This is a genomic window from Mucilaginibacter sp. P5_A4, assembly GCF_056400605.1.
Window position 1 is genome coordinate 1 of sequence record NZ_JBFUKX010000085.1, and the last position, 10679, is coordinate 10679.

Here is a 10679-nt window from a genome sequence, read left to right on the forward strand (position 1 = left end):
CTTTATACAGTATCTAAACTCTTTGTTATCATAACTCATCCGCCTTTTGCTTTCTGCTTTACGCATTCCGCTTTCAGCTTCTGTGTTACTCTACATGATTTTCTATTTCTTAAAAGAACTTTGCCGCTTCCCCGTCACGGTTCCGCTATATAATCTTTACAAGTTGCCTTGTCTGATTTGTCATTTTTGTAAGTCTGGGAATCGCTCTCAAACCCTTTTGATTACTCGTTAACCAAGGCTAACTTTCTTCCCTCTTTTCTTATCGCCTGATTTGCTCAGACTCAACTTCTTTCGCTCTCTCAAGCACCCTTCCGTTTGGGTCTGCAAAGGTAGAAACCTTTTCCATCTTTCCAAAACTTATTTTTTTTATTTTGTTTTGGCCCTAAATCGATCATTTTCACTAAATCTTCCTCTTCGATTGCGGGTTGCAAAAGTGCGAATTCTTTTCCGATTTGGCAAGTGATATATTCACTTATTTTAATCTTTTTTTTATTCGCTAACTCTTCAAAAAACAACGCCCTTTTTCTTGAGCGGCCACAAATGTACACAGAAAACCGGTTACGCACCAAGAGAAATTTTCAAATAATTAAAACAATCTTCCAAGTGTCTGTAAACTAACCTCCAATTCGCCTAATCTGTACAGTATTACCTTATAAAGAATAGCATTTATTGAATTTGTATATTTACAAGGTATATGAGCAACTACCGGTTTCCCGATAATTTCCTGCAATCATTGAGCGCAGAAAATGGATTTGACGAAGAAAATTTCATCAATGCACATCAACTTGCTGATGCGCCTACCTCTATAAGGTTGAACCCTTTTAAGCCTTCGGCATTAAAAACAGGCCAACAGGTGCCCTGGTGTACCGATGGTTTTTATTTAAACACCCGTCCATCCTTCACTTTTGACCCACTTTTTCATGCGGGTTGCTATTATGTACAGGAGGCATCTTCGATGTTTATCGATCATATATTTAAAAATATCCGCCCAAACATCGATGAAGCAGTAAAAGTACTTGACCTTTGCGCTGCTCCCGGAGGCAAAAGCACATTACTTAATTCGGCCATCAATGCCGATGACCTGTTAGTGGCTAACGAAATTATTAAAACCCGCGTACCTGTATTAACTGATAACCTTAGCCGTTGGGGACAAGCCAATGTTATCGTCAGCAATAACGACCCTAAAGATATCGGCCGACTTAAAAGCTTTTTTGATATTATCCTGGTTGATGCCCCTTGCTCCGGCTCGGGCATGTTCCGGAAAGACCCACAGGCTATGAACGAATGGTCGGAAGCTAACGTAGAGCTTTGTCATCAGCGGCAGGAAAGGATCCTGGCTGATATACTGCCCGCCTTAAACGAAGATGGATACCTTATATATAGCACTTGCTCCTATTCGCACCAGGAAAACGAAGATATACTGGATTGGCTTTGCCGGGAATTTGATATGGAAAGCGTACGTATACCTATATATAAGGAGTGGGGGATTGTTGAAACGCAATCAGCCCGGCAAAAAGCATGGGGTTACCGCTTTTACCCGGGACAGATTAAAGGCGAAGGCTTATTTGCCAGCTGCCTTAAAAAGAAATCCAACACCGGCGAACTGGGCACCTTTAAAAACAATATGCATCAAAAAATAAGCAGTGCGGAAATTGACCTGGTAAAAACCTACATCAACAATCCGGATGGTTTCTACTACTTTAAAGTGAATGAGGATTGGCTCGCTATTAATCGCGTACATAAGGAAAGTTTGAATATTTTACAGCGACATTTATACCTCAAAAAATCGGGGGTACGTGTGGGCAAACTGATGGGTAAAGACCTAATACCCGATCATGAACTTGCTTTAAGTACAATTATTAATAAGCATGCTGTTTTGCAAACCGAACTAACTTATGACCAAGCCATCCAATACCTGCGCCGTGATAACATCAACCTCAATCCTACCGAAAAAGGCTGGAGCCTGATGAACTTTGATGGACAGGCTTTGGGCTGGGCTAAGCTGTTACCTAACCGGATCAACAATTATTATCCGAAGGAAATAAGGATATTGGCAAGCCCGCCAACCCGCTGAAGGGAGAACTTCAATTAGTGTAGCTGAGCAAATTTTATACCTCTTCGGGAGAGGCATGTTAATACTGCCCTGTTGACAAGAGCACCAGTGTACAGGCATTCTCCGTTTCAATCCCCTTTTCGTTGGCCATGCGGCGCAGTTCTGAATTTTCGGTGCCGGGGTTGAAGATAATACGTTTGGGTTTGGTGTTTAATATATAATCGTAAAGCGGCGGTTGATTTTGGGGGCCTATATATAAGGTAACTGTGTCAATATCATTATAAATAGTTTCCGCCTTCTCGATAGGTACACCGGCTATTTCACCGGTTTTTATACCTACATTAACTATAGTATGCCCGTTGCCCACCAAACGGTTGGCCGCAAAGTTGGCGTACCTGCTGGTATTGGGTGTTGCCCCTAATATGAGTGTCTTTTTATTCATATTTTTTTGGTGATTTCGCCAATTATTATATCAGTGAAATCCTAATATTCTGTTTAACAATGCTATTTGGCCGGAGTGATATATATGATGCTGAATTAGTCCATTAATCAGTTCTTCATAACTAACACCACTGCCCTCTTCGCGGTTTCGTTCGTCTGTTGTTGGCTCATCCCATTGTTCCTGCGGGAAGTTTTGGATAATGCCAATCAAATTTACGTTCACCAGCTTTAAATCTTCAACATAGTTTTGCCATTTTTGTTCGTCGGGAGCGCCGGTCTCGGGCCAATCGCCGCTCGTGGGAATACCAGATGGCAAGCCGTTCATCCTGTCCATTACTTCCTCCGTCCAGGCTATCATATGCAAAACAATCTCGGCAATATTATGTACCGACCCCGGCGGTTTTTCATAAGCGGCTTCGAAACTGATACCTTCAACAATCTCATAAACCGGCGAACCATACCAGGCATCGCCCGATAATATTTTTTGTAATTCGCTACTTAATTTTTCAGAAATGGTCATGCTAATATTTTTAAAGTTGCCAATGCACAATTGATACCATCAATCGCAGCAGAAATAATGCCACCCGCATAACCGGCGCCCTCCCCGCAAGGAAATAATCCCTTTACCTGCGGATGCTGTAAGGTTTCCTTATCTCTCGGAATTTTTACCGGCGATGACGTACGCGACTCCACCCCCACTAAAATAGCGTCATTAGTATAGTATCCCTTCATTTTTTTGCCAAAAGCGGGCAATGCTTTTTTCAGCCGTTTATGAATCCATCCGGGCAATACCTCTTTAAGTTCGGTACTCATGGTACCAGGCAGATAGGAGTTTAGGGGAAGATCATTGGATAACCGCCCCTCAACAAAATCAACCATGCGCTGACCGGGAGCAACCAAATTGCCCCCGCCCGCCTTAAACGCGGCATGTTCCACACCTTGTTGAAAACGCAGCATTTTAAATGGATCGCTATCATCACCTGCAACATCTTCCATATTGATCTGCACCACCGTGCCCGAATTGGCAAAAGGGTTATTCCGTTTAGATGGGCTCCAGCCGTTCACCACAATTTCGTTTTCCCCGGTTGCGCAAGGCGCGATGATGCCGCCCGGACACATACAAAATGAAAATACCCCCCGGTCATCTACCTGCTCAACCAGGTTATAATAAGATGGTGGCAGATCAGGCCCGCGGTATTCACAGTGATACTGTGCACGATCGATAATTTCCTGCGGATGCTCTATCCTGACACCTAAAGCGAAAGGTTTAGCTTCTATTAATATATTTTGATGATGGAGCATTTCAAACACATCCCTTGCCGAGTGACCGGTTGCCAGGATTACGGCATCTGCGGTCATTTTTTCGCCGGATGCCAGCTTTACACCTTTTATCTTGTTAAACTCTACCAACAGCGCGGTAACTTTTGTATCGAAATAAAATTCACCACCCGCGTTTAATATGGTTTCTCGCATGGCAGTGATGATCTGGGGCAGCTTATTGGTACCGATGTGCGGGCGGGCATCTATTAGTATATCTTCATCGGCACCGTGGGCCACAAACATTTTGAGCACCTGGTTCACATCTCCCCTCTTGGTAGACCGGGTATACAATTTACCATCCGAGTAGGTACCTGCCCCGCCCTCACCAAAGCAATAGTTAGATTCGGGATTTACCAAACCTTGTTTATTAATATTGGCCAGATCACGGCGACGTTGTTTAACATCCTTGCCCCGCTCCAAAATAACCGGCTTTAGTCCAGATTCGATACATTGTAAGGCAGCAAAAATCCCTGCCGGACCAGCACCTACAATGATGACCGGCCGGCCAAATTGTACATTGGAGTAATTTACCATATAGCTTTCGGGCTGATATGGCTGATCGATATATACCTGCACCATCATGCGGTAAACCACTTTACGACCGCGCGCATCTATGGACCGTTTTAAAACTTTAACTGCCGATATTTTTTGAGGCTGCATATTTAAAGCCGCCGCCACGAGGCGTTTAATCACCGCTTCGTCTTCATGTTGCCCGGGAGGGCATACTATCTCAATTTCTTTTGTCATGCTGAATGCCGGGTTTTTATCCCGGATTGAGAACAAAGGTAAAGAAAAAAGAGCAAGCAAGGTTTCCAAGTAGAGCCTCTGTCTTACAATAAACTAACCTAATCAGCTAATTATAAACCGGATAATAAATTCAACTGTTCCCGTGTGTACTAATTAAAAGCCCTAAATTTAACCCGATGATCTTCGATTTCAGGTTAAAGGTATTTTATACAGTTGCACAGCGCCTGAGTTTTACAAAGGCGGCTAACGAGCTGTACATTACCCAGCCCGCTGTTACCAAGCACATTAAAGAGCTGGAGCAACAGCTTAATGTACAGCTATTTAAACGCAATGGCAACAACATAGCGCTTACTACGGCGGGCAAGGTGCTGTTACAATATGCCGATAAGATCTTCCAGACTTATACCGCCCTTGAAACCGAACTGGCACAGTTAAATAACATTGAAGCCGGCACATTGCATATAGGTGCCAGCACTACTGTGGCCCAAACCATATTACCCAAAATACTGGCGTTATTTAAGAAAACCTATCCCGAGGTTACCTTCAATTTTATACAGGCTAATACCGACCATATTTCGCAAATGATCCTTGACGAAAAATTGGATATAGCGATCATCGAAGGCTCGTCCCACTTACCTCAGCTGGCCTATTCGCCCTTTGCCAAAGACGAAATAGTGTTGGTTACCAAGGCAAACAATAAGTTATCAAAAAAGCCAGAGATCAGCCCGAAACAATTATTGGAGATCCCACTCGTGCTTCGCGAGGCAGGTTCTGGTACGCTGGATGTTATTTATGATGCATTGGCGGGTGTGAATATCAGCCCTAAAGACCTCAGTATCGAGATCCAGCTGGAAAGCAGCATTGCCATAAAACAATACCTTTTATACTCAGACACAGCTACTTTCCTGTCTATCCAGTCGGTAGTAAGTGAGCTGAAATATAATGAGCTTAGCATTATAGCGGTTAAAGGATTGGAGATCTTCCGCACCTTCCAGTTTATCCAGCTGCATGGTAAAAACAGCAAACTTGTTGAACTTTTTAAACGTTTTTGCCTGACCAATTATAACTTAAAGTAATCAGGTATTACTTTATATGATTTGTGTGGCGGTTTTTTTGAAGACATCTTTGTGTACCAAAAAAATCCAGTTATGGACACAAAAAATCCAACTTTCGTCGAGAAAAATCTAACAAATAATGATATTTATACAGATATCTGTATCATCGGCGCGGGGCCGGTTGGATTGTTCGCAGTTTTTGAGGCGGGGCTGCTAAAAATGCGCTGCCATTTGATTGATGTGCTGCCGCAGGTGGGCGGTCAGCTTTCCGAGATCTACCCGCACAAACCTATTTATGATATCCCCGGCTACCCCGAAGTTACCGCCCAGGAATTAGTGGATAAGTTAATGGAGCAGATTGCTCCCTTCCATCCCACTTTTAGTTTGGGCGAACGGGTAGAAACCCTTAACCGGCACGACGATGGATCATACACCATCCAAACCAATGATAACACTACCGTGCACTGCCAGGTGGTGGTAATTGCCGGTGGACTTGGCTGCTTTGAGCCACGCAAGCCCGAGATTGACCGCCTTACAGATTTTGAAGGCAGAGGCGTAGCCTATATGGTTAAAAACCCCGAACTGTTCCGCAACCGTAAAGTGGTTTTGGCGGGTGGTGGTGATTCTGCATTAGACTGGGCCATTTTCCTGGCTAATGTTGCAGAAAGGGTTACACTGGTTCACCGGGGCGATACTTTCCGTGGTGTTCCGGATTCTGCCGAAAAGGTTTTTGAACTGGCTAAGGAAGGCAAGATAGACCTGATCCTGAAATCGAACGTGGTGGCCCTAACCGGCGAAGGGCACTTACAGGAGATTACCCTGCTGGACAAGAACAACGAGGTAAGCCATATCGCCGCAGATCATTTAATACCGCTGTTTGGCCTCAGCCCCAAACTGGGACCAATTGCCGACTGGGGTTTAAATATCGACAGATCTGCCATTGTGGTAAACACATTTGATTACAGCACCAATGTTGACCGCATTTATGCCATTGGCGATATCAACACCTATCCGGGTAAATTAAAACTGATCCTTTGTGGTTTCCATGAAGCGGCGCTGATGGCCCAAAGTGCATTCAAATACGTTTACCCCGAACAAAAACTGAGTTTTAAATACACCACCGTTTACGGCGTAACCGCCTTTTAGCAATGATCAACTTAATTATTGAAGACCGCAAAGGCGATCGGCTGCCTGTAGAGATCCCCGAAGGGATTAACCTGAGCCTGATGGAAGTTTTAAAAGCATCCGAATATGACGTATTGGCCACCTGCGGCGGCATGGCCTTGTGCGCCACCTGCCACATACAGGTACTTGAAGGCCCCGAACAATATTTTAATGCAACTGATAACGAACTCGACATGCTGGATACCTTGCCCAATGCAGATGAACATAGCCGCCTGGCCTGCCAGATGCGGGTTACCGAGGAGATGAGTGGGTTGGTGGTGAGGTTGATGTAGGGAATGAATCAAGAAAAAAATAATATGCAAGAACTATTGTTTTTAATATTGAGCGACAGTCCTTCTTGTTGTAGCGCAAGTTGCTTCTGGGTCTTTTTTAAAAGGTATTCTAAATAGACCAGTAAATTCTTCAGTTTACTTACCGCCTATAGCCAAACCCAAACTAATTCGCTAAATTTCCCTCATGAATGCCCAAGCCTCATCATGGAAATTTAAGTGCCTGCTTATTCTGCTGCTGTTGACCTGCGGCGGCATTTTAAAAGCCCAACAAACTTACTCCATTAAAGGCATCGTTAGGGATAATACCGGGCCTTTGCCTGGTGCAACGGTGTTTCTTACCGGTACAAAAGTGATCACCGCCTGCGATAATGATGGCCGGTTTCACCTGGATCATATTTCACCGGGATCATATGGCTTGGTGGTAAAAATGATAGGTTTTTTGCCGCAATCTGTTCCGGTTATTATCAAAAACCACTCGGCACAGTTAAGCCTTGTTTTAAAAACCAATACCAATGCGCTTAAAGAGGTAGTTATTACTGCCGATAATAACTGGGAAGAACATTACAGGGAATTTAAAAGATGCTTTTTAGGCACCACACACAACGCCGGCGATTGCGAGATCATTAACCCCAGGGTGCTTTATTTCCACTATGATAAACCAACACAAACCCTTAGGGCAAGCGCCGATGAATTTTTAATTATCGAGAATAAGGCACTGGGCTATCGCATAAAATACCTGCTTACCGGTTTTGAACATGATGGGGCCAATAACATATCAAGATACCAGGGCTATCCGTCCTTTGAGGAAATGACCGCCAAAACTGAAAAGGAAGCCGCCCGATGGAAAAACAACCGGAAAACGGCTTATAATGGCTCTATTATTCACCTCATGAAATCTATTTACAACGATAATGTATATGAAGCGGGTTTTGAGATTTATAAACTTATAAATAAGCCACGCCCGGGAGTAAAATATACCAACGAGGACCGTATCACTTTTGATGACCGCCAGGTAATGGTCGATTCGTTATTGACAACTACGGATAACAACTTTAAAACCTTTACTTTCACGGGTGTCCTGTTTGTTGTTTACACCAAAGACCGCGAGCCGGCAGGTTTTGAAAACAGTGGTTTTAAAATTGAACGGCCAGCACGTGCCAAATTCCCTAAGGGGCAAATGTCGATGGTGAACCTGATGGATAGTAGTGTATCTATCGATAGCCAGGGCAATTACAGTCCAACCAGCGGTTTATTATTTGAGGGCTTTATGGCCTATGAACAAATTGCTGACCTTACCCCGCTGGAATTTGCGAAGGATGAAAAATAATATTTAAGCTAAAAGCTGAATGCAGAAAGCCCAAAGTTTTTGATGGAGGGGACAGAAGTGTTTTGAGGCTATAGGATTAGCATTTCCCCTATTTTTTTAATGACAACAAACCATCAATCAGCTCGGCGTTAAACTCACCTATGGTGGTGGTATTTAATAAAATGTGAATCCGGTCCCTGATATCTTTAAACTCGTTGTGCAAAGGGCAAGGGTTCACTTCCGAGCACTGTTTAAGCCCTAAAGCACAACCATAAAACAAGCTATCGCCATCAACAGCCTCTACAATATCACTTAATGGCCTGCTTAACGAGGGCGGCTCTATAAAAAACCCACCATGTGGACCTTTAAACGAGCTGATGAGCCCCTTTCTGCTTAAATCCTGTAATATTTTGGCCAGGTATAACTCTGGCGAATCGATACCGGTTGCAATATCCTTTATACTAACCCTGCCACCTGTAGCTGTTTTATGAGCTATATAGAACACCGCCCTTATAGCATACTCGCATGTTTTTGAAAAAATTGCCATCCTTTAAAGCAAAGATAAGAATTAATAAAAGATATTTTTGTCTTTTATTAATTAAAGCTTAGATTTGCCCTGTTGAACAACCGGAAATCTTAAACAAGTAACTCTATTTAAGATAAAAAGGTATTAATATATTTATTATGACAAACGATCAAAAAGCGCTCATCCTTGCCACCGTTCCGATTTTGAAAGAACATGGCGTATTGCTAACCACACATTTTTATGGCAGGATGTTTAAACACAATCCCGAATTAAAAAATATGTTTAACATGGGAAACCAGCAAACAGGTAAACAACAAACCGCGCTGGCCATGGCTGTACTTGCTTATGCAGAAAACATTGCCAATCCATCTGTACTGTTACCCGTGGTTGACAGGATTGGCCAAAAACATATCAGTTTAGATATCCGCCCCGAGCATTATGCCATAGTTGGCAACCACCTGCTGGCATCTATCAGCGAGGTTTTAGGTGATGCCGCTACACCCGAAATTTTAGAAGCCTGGAAAGTAGCTTACAACCAGTTAGCCGCATTAATGAGCGGTCATGAGGCAGACTTATACCAGGACCAGGTTTTAAAACCAAACGGCTGGACAGGCTGGCGCTTATTTAAAGTAGGACGTAGAGAAATGGAATCGGCAGAAATATGCTCCTTTTACTTATACCCTGCTGATGGTGGGAAAGTTCCGCACCACAAACCGGGTCAGTACATCAGTATCAAACTCTTTCTTCCGCAGCTAAACATAACCCAGGTACGCCAATACAGCATTTCAAGTGCGCCAAATAATGATTATTACCGTATTTCTGTTAAACGGGAAGCAGGTGCAAACGTTGACGTTAATGGCATGATAAGCAATTTACTGCATGACGAAATTACCGAAGGCAAACAGGTAGAGCTTACCTCGCCGGCAGGCAATTTTATCCTGCCCGATAATTTAGATACGCCGGTAATGTTTATTAGTGGTGGCGTTGGCTTAACTCCCTTAATGAGCATGGTACAGCACTTAACCCAAAAGGGAACAAAACAGCCCATTACCTGGCTTCATGGCTGCCGCAACGAATCGGTACATGCCTTTAAAAACAATATCAATGAGCTGGCAATTAACAATGCAAATTTTAACCAGCATATTTTTTATGATGTAACATCTAAAGAAAATATTGCCGAAAACATTTATGATGGCCATTTAAATATAAACAGGATTAACAACCTACATCACCATCCCGAAACCCGTTATTATGTATGCGGGCCCTCATTTTTTATTCAGAAACAGTTTAATGATCTGAAGGAATCAGGAATAAATGCCGACAAGATCTTTTTTGAAGAATTTGGCCCGCAGCTATTACAGCTAAATTAAATTCCATCTCTTAGAAGCTGTCTAAAAATGATTTATTAATGTTTTTATACTTCTAATTAAGCACATATCCACGCGTCATTGCGAGGCACGAAGCAATCCCCACCTTACAGGGTAGCTTTGCAAATCCGATCTGCATAGTTGGGGATTGCTTCGTACCTCGTATTATAGGTCTACGATATATCCAAATTTTATTTAAAAGAGTTGTTTTTAGGCGACTCTTTTATAGTTCTCCACATAGGTTTCACCTCTTTTCACTAAAGAGAACATTCTAAGGATCAACTTGAATTTTACATTGTTAAGCACTAGCGAGTAATCTTTTCTTTTGAGTAAGCGTTCTGCGTATGCACGAATTTCAGGGTCATGAATGACGGCCGTTTTAGCGGCCTGATTAAGCTCCTGTTTAA

At 43.0% G+C, this 10679-nt stretch carries 11 protein-coding genes and 1 pseudogene; 6 read left to right on the forward strand and 6 right to left on the reverse strand.

The genetic code is table 11. The features are described from left to right. Positions 1 to 299 precede the first annotated feature (299 nt). Complete coding sequence (locus tag AC1DQW_RS26675; protein WP_477456835.1) at positions 300 to 515, reverse strand: hypothetical protein; 216 nt, start codon at positions 513 to 515, stop codon at positions 300 to 302. Positions 516 to 694: 179 nt separating this feature from the next. Between AC1DQW_RS26675 and AC1DQW_RS26680 the strand changes: the two genes are divergently transcribed. Further along, positions 695 to 2074: a methyltransferase RsmF C-terminal domain-like protein gene (locus AC1DQW_RS26680; protein ID WP_477456836.1), complete on the forward strand. Its 1380-nt coding sequence runs from the start codon at positions 695 to 697 to the stop codon at positions 2072 to 2074. Positions 2075 to 2132: 58 nt separating this feature from the next. Here the strand turns inward: AC1DQW_RS26680 and AC1DQW_RS26685 are convergent, their stop codons facing one another. Genes AC1DQW_RS26685 through AC1DQW_RS26695 form a run of 3 tightly spaced genes read right to left on the reverse strand, consistent with a single transcriptional unit; the run spans position 2133 to position 4561 of the window. Next, positions 2133 to 2495, reverse strand: coding sequence for a CoA-binding protein (locus AC1DQW_RS26685; RefSeq protein ID WP_477407640.1), 363 nt, complete (start codon positions 2493 to 2495; stop codon positions 2133 to 2135). 30 nt (positions 2496 to 2525) lie between these two features. Further along, complete coding sequence (locus AC1DQW_RS26690) at positions 2526 to 3014, reverse strand: DinB family protein (protein ID WP_477456837.1); 489 nt, start codon at positions 3012 to 3014, stop codon at positions 2526 to 2528. Beyond that, positions 3011 to 4561: an NAD(P)/FAD-dependent oxidoreductase gene (locus tag AC1DQW_RS26695; protein WP_477456838.1), complete on the reverse strand. Its 1551-nt coding sequence runs from the start codon at positions 4559 to 4561 to the stop codon at positions 3011 to 3013. The genes AC1DQW_RS26690 and AC1DQW_RS26695 overlap by 4 nt, the downstream gene beginning before the upstream one ends. A gap of 176 nt (positions 4562 to 4737) precedes the next feature. Between AC1DQW_RS26695 and AC1DQW_RS26700 the strand changes: the two genes are divergently transcribed. The 4 genes from AC1DQW_RS26700 to AC1DQW_RS26715 all read left to right on the forward strand — a co-directional run bounded on the left by AC1DQW_RS26700 (position 4738) and on the right by AC1DQW_RS26715 (position 8400). Then, on the forward strand, positions 4738 to 5637 hold the full coding sequence (locus AC1DQW_RS26700; protein ID WP_477456839.1) for a LysR substrate-binding domain-containing protein: 900 nt from the start codon (positions 4738 to 4740) through the stop codon (positions 5635 to 5637). Positions 5638 to 5709: 72 nt separating this feature from the next. After that, complete coding sequence (locus tag AC1DQW_RS26705; protein ID WP_477456840.1) at positions 5710 to 6762, forward strand: NAD(P)/FAD-dependent oxidoreductase; 1053 nt, start codon at positions 5710 to 5712, stop codon at positions 6760 to 6762. Between the two features lie 2 nt (positions 6763 to 6764). Then, positions 6765 to 7073, forward strand: coding sequence for a 2Fe-2S iron-sulfur cluster-binding protein (locus AC1DQW_RS26710; protein ID WP_477456841.1), 309 nt, complete (start codon positions 6765 to 6767; stop codon positions 7071 to 7073). Positions 7074 to 7257: 184 nt separating this feature from the next. Continuing rightward, the gene (locus tag AC1DQW_RS26715) at positions 7258 to 8400 is read left to right on the forward strand and encodes a carboxypeptidase-like regulatory domain-containing protein (protein WP_477456842.1); all 1143 of its coding nucleotides are present in this window, start codon (positions 7258 to 7260) and stop codon (positions 8398 to 8400) included. 88 nt (positions 8401 to 8488) lie between these two features. Here the strand turns inward: AC1DQW_RS26715 and AC1DQW_RS26720 are convergent, their stop codons facing one another. Further along, a complete protein-coding gene (locus AC1DQW_RS26720; protein WP_477456843.1) occupies positions 8489 to 8926 on the reverse strand; it encodes an RrF2 family transcriptional regulator in 438 nt (145 codons plus the stop codon). A gap of 137 nt (positions 8927 to 9063) precedes the next feature. Here AC1DQW_RS26720 and hmpA point away from each other — a divergent pair, with 137 nt between their 5' ends. Beyond that, positions 9064 to 10275, forward strand: coding sequence for an NO-inducible flavohemoprotein (gene hmpA / locus AC1DQW_RS26725; protein WP_477456844.1), 1212 nt, complete (start codon positions 9064 to 9066; stop codon positions 10273 to 10275). A gap of 207 nt (positions 10276 to 10482) precedes the next feature. On the opposite strand, the pseudogene AC1DQW_RS26730 reads toward hmpA, so the two are convergent. Next, positions 10483 to 10679, reverse strand: a pseudogene (locus AC1DQW_RS26730) (IS110 family transposase); the annotation flags it as partial.

Coding starts and splice junctions, on each gene's coding strand:
- AC1DQW_RS26680 (WP_477456836.1), top strand. CDS start 695: ATGAGCAACTACCGGTTTCCCGATAATTTCCTGCAATCATTGAGCGCA.
- AC1DQW_RS26685 (WP_477407640.1), bottom strand. CDS start 2,495: ATGAATAAAAAGACACTCATATTAGGGGCAACACCCAATACCAGCAGG.
- AC1DQW_RS26690 (WP_477456837.1), bottom strand. CDS start 3,014: ATGACCATTTCTGAAAAATTAAGTAGCGAATTACAAAAAATATTATCG.
- AC1DQW_RS26695 (WP_477456838.1), bottom strand. CDS start 4,561: ATGACAAAAGAAATTGAGATAGTATGCCCTCCCGGGCAACATGAAGAC.
- AC1DQW_RS26700 (WP_477456839.1), top strand. CDS start 4,738: ATGATCTTCGATTTCAGGTTAAAGGTATTTTATACAGTTGCACAGCGC.
- AC1DQW_RS26705 (WP_477456840.1), top strand. CDS start 5,710: ATGGACACAAAAAATCCAACTTTCGTCGAGAAAAATCTAACAAATAAT.
- AC1DQW_RS26710 (WP_477456841.1), top strand. CDS start 6,765: ATGATCAACTTAATTATTGAAGACCGCAAAGGCGATCGGCTGCCTGTA.
- AC1DQW_RS26715 (WP_477456842.1), top strand. CDS start 7,258: ATGAATGCCCAAGCCTCATCATGGAAATTTAAGTGCCTGCTTATTCTG.
- AC1DQW_RS26720 (WP_477456843.1), bottom strand. CDS start 8,926: ATGGCAATTTTTTCAAAAACATGCGAGTATGCTATAAGGGCGGTGTTC.
- hmpA (WP_477456844.1), top strand. CDS start 9,064: ATGACAAACGATCAAAAAGCGCTCATCCTTGCCACCGTTCCGATTTTG.